The sequence below is a fragment of the Microbacterium sp. F2 genome, from assembly GCF_052274505.1.
Taxonomy (GTDB): domain Bacteria; phylum Actinomycetota; class Actinomycetes; order Actinomycetales; family Microbacteriaceae; genus Microbacterium.
The window spans coordinates 960,385-975,896 of the sequence record NZ_JBNVBV010000001.1 but is presented as its reverse complement, the minus strand read 5'-3'; the positions used below and the strand labels follow the sequence as shown (position 1 = coordinate 975,896).

18 protein-coding genes are annotated in these 15,512 nt (G+C 65.2%); 13 read left to right on the top strand and 5 right to left on the bottom strand.

Annotated features, from left to right (window positions below; all coding sequences use genetic code 11):
• The first annotated feature begins 87 nt into the window (after positions 1-87).
• Positions 88-321: a FitA-like ribbon-helix-helix domain-containing protein gene (locus tag ACQVDU_RS04820; protein ID WP_443476361.1), complete on the top strand. Its 234-nt coding sequence runs from the start codon at positions 88-90 to the stop codon at positions 319-321.
• Complete coding sequence (locus ACQVDU_RS04815; RefSeq protein ID WP_443476360.1) at positions 318-743, top strand: type II toxin-antitoxin system VapC family toxin; 426 nt, start codon at positions 318-320, stop codon at positions 741-743. The genes ACQVDU_RS04820 and ACQVDU_RS04815 overlap by 4 nt, the downstream gene beginning before the upstream one ends.
• Before the next feature lie 104 nt (positions 744-847).
• On the opposite strand, the gene ACQVDU_RS04810 is transcribed toward ACQVDU_RS04815, so the two are convergent.
• Entirely contained in the window at positions 848-1,738 is an 891-nt protein-coding gene (locus ACQVDU_RS04810; protein ID WP_443476359.1) for an HNH endonuclease, read from the bottom strand.
• 9 nt (positions 1,739-1,747) lie between these two features.
• Positions 1,748-2,839: a type I restriction endonuclease gene (locus tag ACQVDU_RS04805; protein WP_443476358.1), complete on the bottom strand. Its 1,092-nt coding sequence runs from the start codon at positions 2,837-2,839 to the stop codon at positions 1,748-1,750.
• A 215-nt stretch (positions 2,840-3,054) separates the two neighbouring features.
• Between ACQVDU_RS04805 and ACQVDU_RS04800 the strand changes: the two genes are divergently transcribed.
• Positions 3,055-3,426 carry a hypothetical protein gene (locus tag ACQVDU_RS04800; protein ID WP_443476357.1) on the top strand — a complete coding sequence of 124 codons (372 nt, stop codon included), beginning with the start codon at positions 3,055-3,057 and terminating at the stop codon, positions 3,424-3,426.
• 28 nt (positions 3,427-3,454) lie between these two features.
• Here ACQVDU_RS04800 and ACQVDU_RS04795 read toward each other — a convergent pair whose 3' ends face one another.
• Positions 3,455-4,033 carry an RNA polymerase sigma factor gene (locus tag ACQVDU_RS04795; protein WP_443476356.1) on the bottom strand — a complete coding sequence of 193 codons (579 nt, stop codon included), beginning with the start codon at positions 4,031-4,033 and terminating at the stop codon, positions 3,455-3,457.
• Positions 4,034-4,183: 150 nt separating this feature from the next.
• On the opposite strand from ACQVDU_RS04795, the gene ACQVDU_RS04790 reads away from it, so the two are divergent.
• From ACQVDU_RS04790 to ACQVDU_RS04760, 7 genes are all read left to right on the top strand, one after another.
• Entirely contained in the window at positions 4,184-4,756 is a 573-nt protein-coding gene (locus tag ACQVDU_RS04790; RefSeq protein ID WP_443476355.1) for a protein-tyrosine phosphatase family protein, read from the top strand.
• Between the two features lie 68 nt (positions 4,757-4,824).
• Positions 4,825-5,523, top strand: coding sequence for a hypothetical protein (locus ACQVDU_RS04785; protein ID WP_443476354.1), 699 nt, complete (start codon positions 4,825-4,827; stop codon positions 5,521-5,523).
• 208 nt (positions 5,524-5,731) lie between these two features.
• Entirely contained in the window at positions 5,732-7,033 is a 1,302-nt protein-coding gene (locus ACQVDU_RS04780; protein ID WP_443476353.1) for an SAM-dependent methyltransferase, read from the top strand.
• A 225-nt stretch (positions 7,034-7,258) separates the two neighbouring features.
• Positions 7,259-8,734 (top strand): 30S ribosomal protein S1, encoded by a 1,476-nt coding sequence (rpsA, locus tag ACQVDU_RS04775; RefSeq protein ID WP_443476352.1) that lies wholly within the window; start codon positions 7,259-7,261, stop codon positions 8,732-8,734.
• Positions 8,735-8,854: 120 nt separating this feature from the next.
• Positions 8,855-9,289 (top strand): hypothetical protein, encoded by a 435-nt coding sequence (locus ACQVDU_RS04770; RefSeq protein ID WP_443476351.1) that lies wholly within the window; start codon positions 8,855-8,857, stop codon positions 9,287-9,289.
• Between the two features lie 83 nt (positions 9,290-9,372).
• A complete protein-coding gene (locus ACQVDU_RS04765; protein ID WP_300592679.1) occupies positions 9,373-9,597 on the top strand; it encodes an AbrB/MazE/SpoVT family DNA-binding domain-containing protein in 225 nt (74 codons plus the stop codon).
• Positions 9,587-10,021: a type II toxin-antitoxin system VapC family toxin gene (locus tag ACQVDU_RS04760; RefSeq protein WP_300592684.1), complete on the top strand. Its 435-nt coding sequence runs from the start codon at positions 9,587-9,589 to the stop codon at positions 10,019-10,021. Before ACQVDU_RS04765 ends, ACQVDU_RS04760 begins: the two co-directional genes overlap by 11 nt.
• 6 nt (positions 10,022-10,027) lie before the next feature.
• Here the strand turns inward: ACQVDU_RS04760 and ACQVDU_RS04755 are convergent, their stop codons facing one another.
• Entirely contained in the window at positions 10,028-10,876 is an 849-nt protein-coding gene (locus ACQVDU_RS04755; RefSeq protein WP_443476350.1) for a helix-turn-helix transcriptional regulator, read from the bottom strand.
• Between the two features lie 100 nt (positions 10,877-10,976).
• On the opposite strand from ACQVDU_RS04755, the gene ACQVDU_RS04750 reads away from it, so the two are divergent.
• Positions 10,977-11,747 carry an SDR family oxidoreductase gene (locus ACQVDU_RS04750; RefSeq protein ID WP_443476349.1) on the top strand — a complete coding sequence of 257 codons (771 nt, stop codon included), beginning with the start codon at positions 10,977-10,979 and terminating at the stop codon, positions 11,745-11,747.
• 109 nt (positions 11,748-11,856) lie between these two features.
• On the opposite strand, the gene ACQVDU_RS04745 is transcribed toward ACQVDU_RS04750, so the two are convergent.
• Positions 11,857-12,696, bottom strand: a complete 840-nt coding sequence (locus ACQVDU_RS04745) for a helix-turn-helix transcriptional regulator (protein WP_443476348.1) — start codon at positions 12,694-12,696, stop codon at positions 11,857-11,859.
• A gap of 112 nt (positions 12,697-12,808) precedes the next feature.
• Here ACQVDU_RS04745 and ACQVDU_RS04740 point away from each other — a divergent pair, with 112 nt between their 5' ends.
• Positions 12,809-13,747 carry an SDR family oxidoreductase gene (locus ACQVDU_RS04740; protein ID WP_443476347.1) on the top strand — a complete coding sequence of 313 codons (939 nt, stop codon included), beginning with the start codon at positions 12,809-12,811 and terminating at the stop codon, positions 13,745-13,747.
• Between the two features lie 48 nt (positions 13,748-13,795).
• A complete protein-coding gene (locus ACQVDU_RS04735) occupies positions 13,796-15,385 on the top strand; it encodes an MFS transporter (protein WP_443476346.1) in 1,590 nt (529 codons plus the stop codon).
• Positions 15,386-15,512: the final 127 nt, after the last annotated feature.

Here is a 15,512-nt window from a genome sequence, read left to right as displayed (position 1 = left end):
CGGGTCGGATGAGCTGGGGATCCGGGACAACAAGAACGCTGCGGTGGGTGCATGCACAATGCAGGCGTCCGTGTCTACACTGGTGCCATGCCGGTGAACATCACGATTCGCAACGTTCCCGATGAGGTGCGCGACGAGCTCGCTGCCCGCGCGGCGCGGTCGGGCAGGTCGCTGCAGGAATTCCTGAGCGCAGAGTTCGTCCGAATCGCGAGCACGCCCAGCGCGGCCGAAGCAGCGGTGCGAGCGCGAATGGGTGCCAGCTTGAATCCCGCCCTGACAGCTGGCGAGATCGTCGCCGCTGTCCACGAGGGGCGTCGGTGACAACGGATGCCGACCGCGCGGCATCCGCTCTCGTGGTGCTCGACGCGTCGGCGGTCGTGGCCATGATCGCGTCAGGGGGCGACCTCGGAGACCGCATCGCGGCCCGTCTCGCCGACGCGACACTTCTGGCGCCGCACCTCCTGCCGACTGAGGTAGACAGTGCACTGCGTGGCCTCGAGCGGGGTGGTCGCATCTCCACCGCGCAGGCGGATGCCGCGCGCGGCCTCTTCGCGCAGTTCCCGATCGACCTGTGGCCGTGGCACCTTCTCGCGGATCGGGCATGGCAGCTGCGGGCGAACGCGACAACCTACGACGCCGGATACGTCGCGCTTGCCGAACTCACGGGCGCCACGCTCCTGACCTGTGACGCTCGGCTTCAGTCCATCCCGAGATCGTCGGCTCGGGTCGAGGTATTCGCCTAGCTTTCCGACAACGCGGTCGAGCTTCGCCTCTCCTGGTCCGTCGCCCCACGTGGAGGAGCGCTTTCTCCGAAAGACGGTCTGAGTCGGCGGGGCAGTTCCTTTGCTCACCGCCCAGCGAACACCGCGAACCGCTCCGCCAGCCGTTCCCGGTCGGGCTTGGCCTTCGCAGATTCCGGCATCCGGATCTGCCGTCCGTGCATGTCTTGCAGCCCATGTCGCAGCATGGGTCCGTCGACCTCGTCGAGCAGCTCGCGGTCGATGCGAACCTCGCCGTCGGGGGTGATGCCCATAAGTGAGCGGTCGTAGGCGGCGTGGTGGATCTTGCACATCGCGAGCCCGTTGGTCACGTGGGGGATGCCGTGCCCGGCGGCATCCGGAACGATGTGCGCGGCATCCAGCAACTCCGGATGCTTGAGATCGCACACCGTGCACGCCGATGCATACGCATGCAGCACGCGGGCACGGAAGATCGGTTGGTGCAGCCGGGCGCGCACGACGGTCTCGGCATAGGAGCGCTGGGCGTCGGTGTACGTCGCAGGGTCTCCGAGGAACTGCAGGCTCTGCTCGAGCGGGAACCGCACCACGCGCGCGACCGGATCGTTCTCGGCGATCACGATCGGATAGAAGGGGAAGTAGTACCCCTGGCGTACAGCCCGGAAGTACACGACCGGGTCACCGTTGGCCCAGGCTCGCACCAGCTTGGTGTTGTCGCCGCCGTCGCCCTGCCGATACGAGTAACGCACCCAACCATCGTCGGACTCCGCGTCGTCGTACGGGTTGGCGCTGCCGACGGTGCGGATCGTGAGCGTCGACGAGAACGTGGCGGGGTTGCGGATGCCGCGCTGCGGATCGAGCAACGGCATCCGTTCACCCTGATAGGTGTAGGAACGCAGCACGGTGTGGTGGATCTCGTATCCGCCGCGTCCGACGAACTGCTCATCGAGCCAGCGGAACACATCGGCCCGTACGGCTTGCTCCGTCTCCCGACTCAGCATCTCTTCCCGCTACGCGTATCGGGTGACGGCCTCGCGGATCTGCCCCGCGTACTCGTAGATCTCGTCGAGCGATTCGATCGGATGCCGCGTCTCGTCCTTGTTCTCATCGAGTAGCCCCAGGTACTTCTGCCGGCCGTTGAAGTGCAGTCTGGCGATGGGCTTGCGGTTGTTGTCGTCCAGCAGCACGGCGAAGTAACTCTTGGCATCCCGGTGCGTGACGCGCTGAGGCTTCACATCGCCGCACGCGATGGCCTTGACGATCTGATACCCCTCGAGTTCCTCGAGCGTTGTCTCGATCTCGGTATCGCGCGCTAGATCGTCGTCGGCGACTGGTGCGCTGGCGATCGCGGCAGGATCGGCGTCCGTGACGAAGTCGCTGGTGCGGCCCGCGCCCAGGGCGAGCTTGAGCCTGTCGTTGATCCGTTCGTTGAGGAACTGCGCCGAGGCCTTGGCGACTATCCCGGTGAACTGTTCACGTACCCGCGCCGTGAACGAGCCGTCGTAGACACGCTGAGTGAAGAACTTGATCCACTCGTCGGACGGCTCCCGGAACTGTGCGGCGATCTCGCGCTTGAGCGCACCGACGTACTTCAGCTCCTCGGCGGCGCTGATGATCGAGTCGAGGTCGAAGCTGTCCTTGCTGAGCTTTTTGATCTCAGGGATGAGGGTGTCGTCGACATCGCTCAAGTCGAGGACGAGGAAGGGCTTGTCGTCCATCCGGTTGGGCGCGTCGAGGTCGGTGAAGAACTTCCAGACCACGCCGTTGGTGAGGGCCGCGATGCGCGCGTTGGTCGTCGCGAAGTAGCGGAACAGCTGCGAGGCGTGCTCGATACGCAGATCGCCCTTCGAGACCTTGCACTCAATAAGGATCTGCACCTCGCCGCCCCGCATGATCGCGTAGTCGACCTTCTCGCCGCGCTTCGTACCGACATCGGCGGTGAACTCTGGCACGACTTCGAGCGGATCAAACACGTCGTAGCCGAGGATCGTGGAGATGAACGGCATCACGAAGGCGTTCTTGGTCGCCTCCTCAGTGCCGATCGAATCCGCTTGATTCTTGACCTTTGTCGCCAGCGCGGAAATGCGTTCTTCGAACTCCATAGATGCCCCCAGACAGTCACCTTCGACGTGAACGTGAGCCTAGCGTCGTCGCCTGTGTCGACGGAAGAGCGTCGAAGGCCCGGGGACGACGGCTCCGGTTGAGTTGTTCGCGTAGCCGAGCCGGACGAGCATCGGCGATGTCACCTTCGGAGCCTTCCGCACGTACATGAATGTGCGGCAGATCACCGAGATCTGCACAGCGAAGGGAGTGTCACATGGATTCTGTTCGAGTCAACCGGGATGAGTTCATCAAAGTCGTCCAGCGGAATCGGGACGCACATCGTGATGTCTTCGAGCGTGCGCTCGAGGGATATCGCAAGCGGTGGATCCAGGAGCTGGAGACGCGCCTTGCCGATATTCGGCGCGGCGGGCAGGTCGACCAGTATTTCCGGCTGCCCGAGCCTGAGGACCACACTGACGACTATGACCGCATCCTGACGATGGCGGCGATGTCGGTCGACGAGGAGCTCAGGTTCTCGGAGGAGGAGTTCGCGCAGTACGTGATGGACCAGTGGTCGTGGAAGCGCGAGTTCGCGCGCACGACTGCGCAGTACGTACCCGAACGGAGGGTCGTCCGCCGCGGCTGAACGCAGCGGCGCTGGAGCGGGCTCGGGTTCAGCGCCCGTCCCGCTCCAGCACGTCGCGGAGCCGATCGAGCGCGCGGCGCACGGCCTTCTTCGCGGCGTCGCGGGAGATTCCGGCCCGGAGTGCGACCTCGTCGATCGGTAGGTCAGCGACGACTCCCCAGACGATGAGTTCGACGTCCCGCGGATGTTCTGGTGCCAGCTGCTTCAGCGCTTCTTCGATCCTGACGCGCGTAGCAACAAGTGTGCTCAGACTCGGCGCGCGGTCGTCCAGTGCGCGGTGCAAGCGCTCTTCGACGAGCGGGTCGTCAATGCCGGCGAAGTCGACCGGATCGGCTGGCCGACGCTCCGCATGACGATACATGTCGATCGCCGCGTTCGTGATCACGGTTCGCAGCCACGCCTTGGGGACGAGTGGAGTTCCGTCATCGGCCTGCGGTAACGGGGCGCGACCGAACTTGTGAAAGTACGACTCCATCACTCGCGTGATGAGGTCTTCACGATCAGCCGCCGGCCAGCCCGCGTATTTCGCGTTGACGACCTTCGTGATCTCCCGTTCGACCGCCTCGAAACTCGGGTTGTGGGTACCGTTCTTGCCGAACTCGCGCAACGCCAGCCTCCTTCGTGCAATTCAGGGTAGGGAGGGGGTGCGACATCCGACTGCGTATTCATCTCTTCTTCGCTGGGCTGTCCCCGTTCGTGCGTTCCCGCCGTATGAGTCCGTGCCGGTGTTCAACCCCTCCGGCGGAACGAGGGAATCATGACCGAGACGACAGTGCCGATCGTGAGGGCCAATGTGAGCAGGCTGACCGCGAGCCTGTGGATCGGGGGAGACCTCGACACGAGGCGCCTGACCATGGCACGCGCCCAGCTCGCGGAACTCACGGCGGCGGGGATCGACACGATCATCGACTGCCGGGCCGAGTGGGATGACGCGGACTGGGTCACCGAAGAGAATCCGCAGATCGACTACCTGTGGATCGGGGTGGATGACGCGGGCCAACGGATGCCGTACGACTGGTTCGACGACGGCACGGCCTACGCGCTCGAGCAGATCGCCGGCGGACACGTGGTGCTGTCGCACTGCCATATGGGCATCAACCGCGGTCCCAGCATGGGTTTCGCGATCCTGTTGACACTCGGGTGGGATCCGATCGAGGCGCTGGGCCTGATCCGCCGTGAGCGGCCGACTGGGGGCGCTCATAGCTTCCGTGAAGGCCCGGATGATGAAGCTCCGCGCGATCCGACGGGAAGGATTCCTCGCCAGCGGACCAGCGCGCTGGACACGTGCGCGCGGCGCTCAGCGCTAAGCGGCGGGCCGTCGATATTCTGAGGTGTCCAGTACCGAGCTTCGGCGCCACTAGCGCCAAACCTCTCCCTCATACTCCCGAGGTTCAGCACATGCCATCACTGCCCCCGCTCACGCTTGAGCTATTCCAAGCTGCGGCGTCGGAGTTTGCTGCCGCGTTGCGTGCGACTCCCTTGCCTGGCCTTTACGGAGCAACCGATGGCAAGGCAGTCGGGACAGCAGTCGAGGCGGGCTTCAAGGCATACCTACAGGAGCGCTTCGACATCGCGGTTGGCAATGCCGCCAACGGGCTCGACTTTCCCACGCTGAACACAGACCTCAAGGTCACCTCCTTGAGGCAGCCGCAGTCTTCATGCCCATTCAAGTCCGCGACGCAGAAGATCTACGGGCTCGGGTATAACCTGCTCGTAATCGTCTACGTCAAGTATGACGATGCGGAGCAGCGAGCAGCTTTTCTCGAAATCAACCACGTGATCTACATCGACCAGGCGCGTACTGGCGACTACACACTGACCGGTCAAATACGCGCAATCGTTGAGCGTATGTCAGACGCGACTTTCGGGGGCCGGGAGTCTGTGATCGAAGACCTCGACGCGCTGCTCGAAGACAAGAGCATCCCTTTGGACGAGGTGAGCCGACGCCAGCTCGCAGAACGTCTAGTCGATGACGTGCCAGAACAAGGTGTGCTCACGATCTCGAATGCTCTCCAGTGGAGACTTCAATATGGGCGGGCAATCGCTACCGCTGTTTCGGGTCAGGTCGCGCCTGAGGTGGTGGATCTGAGTGCCTAACAATGAGTTCGGTGACTTTCAGACTCCGTTCGAACTCGCTGATCAGTGCCTCCGTGTGGTGGGGATCCCGGCAGACGCACGAATCCTAGAACCGACGTGCGGACTCGGCTCTTTCCTCAAAGCGTCCGCGCACCTGCAACCCAATACCGAGCGCGTAGGAATCGAGGTTCAGCCCGCGTACGCTGAGCAAGCCTCGCGGTGGGGGCGCGTGTCAGTCGGCAATATCTTCCTAACAGACCTGGCGGATGATATTGAGTGGAAGACCAGCGGCCCGCTCCGAGTTATCGGCAATCCGCCGTGGGTTACGTCGGCCGAGCTCAATCGTATGGATTCCAGAAACCTCCCGCCGAAGGAGAACTTCAAGGGCGCGAAGGGCTTTGATGCACTCCTCGGTGGGTCAAACTTTGACGTGTGCGAGTACATTATTCTGAAGTGCCTTGGTGACCTGCGCAGCGAGCCGCTTCAGCTTGCGATGCTCTGCAAGACTCAGGTCGCGCGAAATGTCATTGCGCACGCTGCGGCGGCGAGATTGCCGATCGCGTCGGCCCGCGTGTTTCGGATTGACGCGAAGAAGTGGTTCGATGCGGCGGTTGATGCTTGCCTGTTCATCGTCACCGCGGACCCGCGTTTGACGCCCAACTACACGGCAGACGTTTTCGAGGATGTGTTCCGACCGGACGCTGAGCCTGCTAGCCGATTTGGTGTGGTGGATGGTCGCCTCGTGTCAGACGTCGACGCTTACCTCGCGGTCCGGGATGCCGATGGGGCGTCATCTCTGGTGTGGCGCTCGGGGCTGAAGCACGACGCTTCCAGAGTCTTCGAGCTCGACGCCACACCGGAGCCGACCACGGTCGAGGGGACAAAGCTCGACGTTGAGAGTGAATATGTCTTCCCCCTCCTCAAGTGCACCGACATATTCCGAGGCAAGCACCACGCGCTTAGAAAGTGGGTGCTGGTGCCTCAGAAGACCTTCGGTGCGGACACCTCGCACCTTGAGATAGTCGCCCCGAAGCTGTGGGACTATCTGGTCTCGAACGCAGAAACGCTCGACGGCCGCAAGTCGTCAATCTATCGGAACCGGCCCCGCTTCTCCGTGTTCGGTCATGGCGACTACACCTATGCGCCCTACAAGGTCGCAGTTTCGGGCCTGCACAAGGAAGCAGTCTTCCGCCTGGTTGCGCCTATCGAAGGTAAGCCCGTCGTGTTGGACGACACCTGCTACTTCCTCCCGTTTGATGACGGCACGGAGGCTGCGGTAGTTGCGGCTCAACTGAACAGTCCTGAGGCGAAACTCCTTATCGAGTCGCTGGTGTTTTGGGATTCAAAGCGACCGATCACGAAGAAGCTCCTCGCTCGGCTAGACCTGGCGAAGCTTCCGACAGACTCTGATGCCATTCTCCAGGTGGCTCAGGCGGTGGCCACGGAGGCCGGGATCAACTTCGATGCCGAACGTGCGCCCGACATGATTCGAGGTTCCGCTGCCGAGCAGCGGGTTCCGACGTTGTTCTGACCGTTTCCCACGAGGACCGGTTCGAGCGAATGCGGTCGCGGAGACGCTACACGGCTAAACATCATCTCTGATATCCTGAAGCGTCACTCGTGGGCTTCGTTCTGCATGCCTGCCCGCGGGAACGCGGGGGAGTGACACCGCATAACCCAATCCACCTGGCCTTGGTGCGGCATCCGTATGCCTACCTGGCCCCGACTACAACACCATCCAAGGACAACCCACTACATGACTACTGCAACGACCGCCCCGGCCACCAAGCAGGTTGCGATCAACGACATCGGATCTGCTGAGGACTTCCTGGCCGCGGTCGAAGAGACCCTCAAGGGCAAGGACTTCAACGACGGCTCGCTCATCGAGGGCACCGTCGTCAAGATCGACCGCGACGAGGTGCTCCTCGACGTCGGATACAAGACCGAGGGTGTCATCCCCTCGCGCGAACTTTCCATCAAGCACGACGTCGACCCCAACGAGGTTGTCAACGTCGGCGACCAGGTCGAGGCGCTGGTTCTCCAGAAGGAGGACAAGGAAGGCCGCCTCATCCTCTCGAAGAAGCGTGCCCAGTACGAGCGTGCGTGGGGCGACGTCGAGAAGATCAAGGAGAACGACGGTGTTGTCACCGGTTCCGTGATCGAGGTCGTCAAGGGTGGACTCATCGTCGACATCGGCCTGCGTGGATTCCTCCCCGCATCGCTGATCGAGCTGCGTCGCGTCCGCGACCTGACCCCCTACCTGGGCCAGGAGATCGAGGCGAAGATCCTCGAGCTCGACAAGAACCGCAACAACGTCGTGCTCTCGCGTCGTGCGCTGCTCGAGCAGACCCAGTCGGAGTCGCGCTCGAACTTCCTCAACAACCTGCACAAGGGCCAGGTCCGCAAGGGCACCGTCTCGTCGATCGTCAACTTCGGTGCGTTCGTCGACCTCGGCGGCGTCGACGGTCTCGTGCACGTCTCGGAGCTCTCGTGGAAGCACATCGAGCACGCATCCGAGGTCGTCGAGGTCGGCCAGGAAGTCACCGTCGAGATCCTCGAGGTCGACCTCGACCGCGAGCGCGTGTCGCTCTCGCTCAAGGCCACCCAGGAAGACCCGTGGCAGGTGTTCGCCCGCACCCACGCGATCGGCCAGATCGCACCGGGTAAGGTCACCAAGCTCGTTCCGTTCGGTGCGTTCGTTCGCGTCGCAGACGGCATCGAGGGCCTCGTGCACATCTCGGAGCTCTCGGGCAAGCACGTCGAGCTCGCCGAGCAGGTCGTCTCGGTCGGCGAAGAGGTCTTCGTCAAGGTCATCGACATCGACCTCGAGCGTCGCCGCATCTCGCTCTCGCTGAAGCAGGCCAACGAGTCCATCGACCCCTTCGGTGTCGAGTTCGACCCGGCCCTCTACGGCATGGTCACGGAGTACGACGAGAACGGGGAGTACAAGTACCCCGAGGGCTTCGACCCCGAGACCAACCAGTGGAAGGAAGGCTTCGACGAGCAGCGCGAGAAGTGGGAGCAGGAATACGCTGCAGCCCAGGCGCGCTGGGAAGCCCACAAGGCTACGGTTGCCAAGGCCGCCGAGGCCGAGGCTGCCAAGGAAGCCGACGACAGCTACAGCGGTTCGTCCGCATCGGGCTCCGGCTCGTACTCGAGCGAGAGCCCGGTGGGCACGCTCGCGGATGACGAAGCCCTCGCGGCCCTGCGCGAGAAGCTCTCGGGCCGCTAAGACCCGGCACCACCCGCATCACAGCCGGTAGCACTACACAGCAACGGAAGGCCGGGATCCCCACGGGGGTCCCGGCCTTTCAGCGTTTGTGAGGCCGTGGCGCTGTGCCACACTGGGCGCATGCATCGGGGGATCGCAGTACTTGCAGTTGCTTTTGTTGGCGTGCTCGGGCTCGCCGGATGCACCGATGCGGCGCCGGAGCCGACGAACTCACCGCGCACCTACACGTACAGCATCTTCGACAGTGGTGCCGAAGACATCGACACGCTGCCCGACGCCGCGAGTGACCTGTTTGCGGATCTCACGCAGAGCATGTCGCGGTACGCCGGCGACGACAACGGCACGCAAGTGTGGGCCGTGCGCGGGATCGGAACCGAGGGGCCCCAGTACTGTCTCGTGTTGGTCGCCTACGACATGGCGTCGACCGGATGCGCATCTCGGGGTGGTGTCGGTGTGAGTAGAGGAACCCCTGCCACGTACCAGCTTGTTCCTGACGGCGACCCTGCGCCCGACGGAGGCGTCAAGCTCGCCGAGAACGTCTACGTCGTGCGGTGAGCCGCATGGTGTCGTGCGGGGCGCTTTGAGCCGATGAGCCGGCGTATTACGCTTGCTTTTGTCGGCGTAATACGGGGTGTGAGATGAAGCTGAATGCCAAGGGGCAGGTGACTATCCCAGCCGAACTGCGCCACAAACACGGTTTCGCAACCGGCGACGAGGTCGAAGTCATCGATGACGGGGGAGTTCTGCGGATCATCCATCGCGACGATCTGACTCCCGGTCAGCGCGCGGTGCTGCGCATACGTGGCGCAGCTGGCCCGGGACCATCCACCGACGAGATCCTCGCGCTGACTCGTGACAGCTGAGCGATCGACGCTCGTCGACACGAACGTCTTGCTCGACGTTCTCACCGATGATCCCCGATGGGGTGCGTGGTCGAGCGACGCCCTGGCCGCGGCGATAGACCGCGGCCCCATCCTGATCAACCAACTGATCTTCGCCGAGCTGTCGGTGAGATTCGCAGCGGCATCCGATGTCGACGCAGCGCTTGCGCCGCTCGCGCTGACCAGAGAAAGCATCCCCTTCGACGCGGGGTTCCCGGCAGCGCAGGCTTTCGCCCGTTACCGACAGCGGGGCGGGTCGCGCTCGGCGGTTCTGCCGGACTTCTACATCGGCGCCCACGCGCTTGTGCGCGGTCACACGCTACTTACCCGTGATGCTCGCAGATATCGCACGTCGTTCCCGGGGCTTGAACTGATCGCTCCGCCTACTCCATCCAGCGAAGAGTGAGCCGGCTCACCGGTCGACGTCACTGAACTGCTGCGTGCCGAGCACCGCGAGCAGGCGCAGGCGGCTGTCGGCATCCGTGCCCGGGGGAGCCGTCAGCACGACGAGGGTCTGCGAGGCATCCTCGGTGAACAGGGCCTGGCAGTCGACCTCGATCGGCCCGATCTCGGGATGGATGACGACCTTGTGGTCTTCGAACCGGCGCCCGACCCGCTGGCTTGGCCACAGCTCGGCGAACTCCGCGCTCTGGGCCTCCAACGCCCGGGCGATCTCGCCAGCTCGCGAACGCGGACCCATCGCCCCATACGCCGCCCGCAGCGACGAGACCAGCGCGAGCGACTGGCGGGCGTGATCGCTCTCGGGGTAGACCGTGCGGGCGGTGTCGGGGTGGGCGAACCAGCGGTAGATACCGCTTCGTTCGAGTCCGGTGAACATTGATGCGTCGCCGAACAGCGCGCGCCCGGGCGTATTCTGTACGAGCGTCTCATCGATCGCCGTGATGATGAACGCCGGCACGTCGGTGAGGCGGTCCATCATCCGCAGCAAGCCCGGCGACACGAAGTCGCTCGCGGCGCGGTCCGGAGCGCTATGCCCGGCGACGCGGAACAGGTAATCGCGCTCCTCGGCGCTCAGGCGCAGTGCCCGCGCGAGCGAGCTGAGCATCTGTGTGCTCGGCTGCGGTCCGCGGCGTTGCTCGAGACGCGTGTAGTAGTCAGTCGACATCGCCGCCAGCTGCGCGACCTCCTCACGCCGCAGGCCCTGGGTGCGGCGGCGGGCTCCTGCCGAGAGCCCCACGTCCTGCGGCTGCAACGCGGACCGGTGATGCACGAGAAACTCGGCGAGCGCGTCACGGTCCATCCCGCCAGTATGCGCGGCTGTCGGCATCCGTTCCAGGGATCGCGAATCCCTGGACATCCGCTCTCTGCCGCGGCCTCGCACCCCGGCGCAGGGTGGAGGCATGAACATCACCGGAAACACCATCTTCATCCCGGGTGCCACGAGCGGCATCGGACTCGCCCTCGCCCTGCGTCTGCACGAGCGCGGCAACACGGTCATCGTCGGCGGGCGGCGCACGGCGCTGCTCGACGAGATCCGCGACACGCATCCCGGCATCGACACGGTGCAGATCGACACAGCGGATGCCGACAGCATCCGTTCCGCCGCCGCCACCGTGCTCGAGAACCACCCCGAGCTGAACGTGCTGATCACGATGGCCGGCATCATGCGCGCCGAAGACTGGACGCGGGCCGACGGCTTCGTCGCAAGCGCCGAGTCGATCATCACGACGAACGTGCTCGGGCCCATTCGGCTGATTGGCGCGTTCATCGAAAACCTGCAGACCCGGCCGGATGCCACGATCATGACCGTCTCGTCGGGCCTGGCGCACGCGCCGCTGCGGGTGACGCCGAGCTACAACGCCTCGAAGGCGGCGATCCATATGCTGAGCGAGTCGCTGCGGCTGCAGCTGGAGGGCACCTCGGTGTCGGTCGTGGAGCTCGTGCCGCCGGCCGTACGGACGGCGCTCATGCCCGGGCAGGAGGAGAGCCCGATAGCCCTGCCGCTCGATGACTTCGTCGACGAGGTCATGACCCTGATCGAGACCCAGCCCGAGGCATCCGAGATTCTCGTCGAGCGGGTGAGGTTCCTGCGGCACGGCGAGGCGCGCGGCGACTACCCGCAGGTCGTGGCCACGCTCAACGCCTCAGACCCGCACGCCGCGGAGGAGTAACGCCGGCGCTGTGTGGCTAACTCCTCAGATCCGAGGGCTGCGGGCGGTAGGTCGCGGCGGATGCTGCGTCGGGCGCCGGGTTTGAGGAGTTAGCCACGGCCCCGACGGGCTACCGGGTGCCCGCGCGGGCGAGAACGCCCAGCAACTGAAGCTTTTCGGCGCTCTCACTCCCGGGGACGGCCGTGTAGACGAGCAGACTGTGCGAGGTTTCGGCATCCGTCAGCACTTGGCAGGTCAGCTCCAGCAGCCCGACCTCGGGATGGACATACCGCTTGAGCTCCCGGGGACGGATGCCGATCTCATGCCGATCCCAGTACTCGCGGAACTCCGCGCTTTCGGCCAGCAGCAGCTCGACGTATCGCGCAGCGCGCGAGGTCGGCCCGCGCTGCGCGGCGATCGTCCGCAGGCCCGCGGCATACATGCGGGAGTAGAACTCGTGGTTCTCGGGCAGATGGATGCTGCGCGCATCCGGATCGGTGAACCAGCGGTATCCGATGCTGCGCGCGGGGCCGGTGAAGCGGGTGAGGTCTCCGACGAGCGCGATGCCCTGGGGAGTCTGCCGGAGCGTCTCGCCGAGTTCGGTGACGACCTCGGCGGGGGTGTCGGTGAGGCGGTCGAGGATGCGGAGCATCCCGGGGCTGACGTGCTCGGACGCCGCCCCGCGCTCGGGTGGGCGATGCCCGGCGAGGCGGAAGAGGTGATCGCGCTCGTCGATGGACAGGTGCAGACCTTGCGCGATCGCGGCGACCATCTGCTCCGACGGCTGCGGACCCTTCTCGCGCTCGAGTCGGGAGTAGTAGTCGGCCGACATGTGGCACAGGGCCGCGACCTCTTCGCGCCGCAAGCCGCTCGTGCGCCGGCGAGCACCCCGGAAGAGCCCGACATCCTCGGGCTGCAGCGCTTCGCGACGGGTGCGCAGAAAGTGCGCGAGTCCGGGTCGATCGATCATGTAGGCATCCTCTCCCGAATCGGCTCGCGCAGCCTCGGATCGTCAGGCCGTGGATACGGCTCGCCCAGCGACGGATGCTGAAGCCATCCCTCCGGACGAAAGAAGAATCGACATGCCTCGCACCTACGATCTGCCCCTGCCCGACCTCACCGGACGCCGTGCCGTCGTCACCGGCGGCAGCGACGGGATCGGCTTCGTGATCGCCCGGTCCCTCGCGGGAGCCGGCGCCGAGGTCGTGCTTCCCGTGCGCAACCGCACCAAGGGCGAGGCGGCGATCGCGACGATTCGTGCCGCCCATCCCGGCGCCCAGGTGGCGCTGCGTGACCTCGACCTCTCGTCGCTCGCGTCGGTGGCGGCCCTGGGCGAGACCCTCGTCGCCGAGGCGTCGCCCATCCACCTGCTCATCAACAACGCCGGCATCATGCGCCCGCCTGCCCGGCAGACGACCGCCGATGGCTTCGAGATGCAGTTCGGCACCAACCACCTTGCGCACGTGGCGCTGACCGCGCACCTCCTGCCGCTGTTGCGGGCGGGTCACGCCCGTGTCGTGACGCAGACGAGTGTTGCCGCGCAGCGCGCCAGCATCAACTGGGGTGACCTCAACTGGCAGCGCGAGTACGACGAGATGCGCGCGTACGGACAGTCGAAGCTCGGCTGCGGACTGTTCGGACTCGAACTGCAGCGTCGCAGCGTGGCATCCGGCTGGGGGATCACGAGCTCGATCTCGCACCCGGGCGTCGCCCCGACGAGTCTGCTCGCCGCCCGCCCCGAGATTGGCAGGTCGGAAGACACCCGCGACATCCGGATGGTTCGACGGATGTCGCGGCTAGGCCTCGCCGGAACGCCGGAGTCCGCAGCGCTGCCGGCGCTCATGGCTGCGACGACCGGCGTTGGCGGCGAGTTCTTCGGGCCTCAGGGTCTCGGGCAGGTTGGTGGCCGACCGGGGCTGCAGAAGCTCTGGAAGCCGCTGCGCAGCGAGACGGATGCCGCCCGCCTGTGGGACGCTTCGGAAGAGCTCACGCGCGTGAGGTTTGCCGCCGCAGCGGCGTGACGCGAGCGGATGCCGGTGCCGTTGACCGCGCATCGCTAGTGTTATGGCGTGACCGACGCTGCAGCATCCGTGCCCGCCGCCCCCGCCGCACCAGCCCGCCCGAAGCTCGTGCTGGCGGCGCTGATCCTCGGCGCGCTGGTGTGCAACATCAACCTTGCGGCGGCGAACATCGCGCTCCCCGATATCGGTGATGCGTTCGGGGCCGGGCAGACCGCGCTGAACCTCGTCGCTGTGGGCTGCTCGCTCGGCCTCGCGATGTCGGTGCTCTATCTCGGCGCCGTCGCCGACCGCTATGGGCGTAAGCAGCTGCTGGTGATCGGCCTCGGGCTGACGGTCATCATCAGCTTCTTCGCTGCTTTCGCGGCATCCATCGAGATGCTCGTCGTTGCGCGCATCTTCACCGGTATCGCCGCGGGCATGGCCTACCCGGTGACCCTCTCGCTCATCACGGCGCTGTGGGGCCCCGGCAAGCAGCGCACCCTCGCAATCGCGCTGTGGTCGGCGGTCAGTGCCACCTCAACCGTCATCGGATCGGTGCTTGCCGGCATCCTGCTGCTGTGGTTCTGGTGGGGATCGGCGTTCTTGCTCGCGGTGCCGTTCGCGCTCATCGGCTTCATCCTCGTGTTGCTCTATGTACCCTCGCACGTCGCCGAGAACAAAGACAAGGTCGACCACCTCGGTGGTGTGATCTCGGTGTTCATGATCGGGTCGATCGTGCTCGGACTGTCGACAGTGTTCGTGCCGACCACGCGCACATTCGGCGTCATCCTGCTGATCTCTGCGGTGGTGTTGATCGCCCTCTTCGCCTGGCGCCAGCTGACCGCCAAGAGCCCGCTCTACGACCTGAAGGTCGCCCGGCGCCGGATGTTCTGGGCTCCCGCAACGGGCGGCTTGATCGTGTTCGGGTCGCTGATGGGCGCGATGTTCGTGGGTCAGCAGTTCCAGCAGAACATCCTCGGATACTCGACACTCGAGGCATCCCTCTCGATCGTTCCCGCCGGTATCGGTCTGCTGCTGGTTGCCCCGCAATCGGCCAAGCTCGTGCTCACCCGTGGCTCGCGGTTCACCATGATGCTCGGCTACATCTTCGTGCTCGTTGGCTTCATCATGGCGCTGTTCTGGAACGAGACGACGCCCTTCTGGTACGTCTCGCTCGGCTACATGGTGATCGGTATCGGGGCCGGATTCGCGATGACCCCAGCATCCCGCGCCATCACCGAATCGACGCCGGTGCGCCGGGTGGGCATGGCTTCGGCGACCGCCGACCTGCAGCGGGACCTCGGCGGATCCATCATGCAGGGTGTGCTCGGTGCCATCCTCGCGGCGGGCTTCGCTCACGCGTTCGGCAAGCTCATCGCCGAGTCATCCGAGGCTTCGAGCATCAGCGACCAGGTCACCGCGGCGCTGCAGGCCTCGTACGCGTCGGCGCTGCACGTTGCCGACCAGTACCCGCAGTACAAGGACCAGATCATCCAGGCTGCGCAGCAGTCGCTCGAGACCGGCGCGATCGCGGCCTACGCCGTCGGAGCTGTCGCAATCGCCATCGGCGCCGCGGTCGTCTGGATCTTCTTGCCCAAGAAGTCCAAGGAGCTCGAGCTCGTCGCCTCATACGAGAAGGCCGACGCCGACAAGGCCTGATTCTGGCCGCGTTTCGTCTCGCTTCGCTCGCTCAACGGACTGTGCAGCGCTTCGGTGGCGTCGGCGGTAACTCCTCAATCTCGGCGTGAGTGCCGGCATCCGTCGGCGGATCGTTCCGATTCCTGCC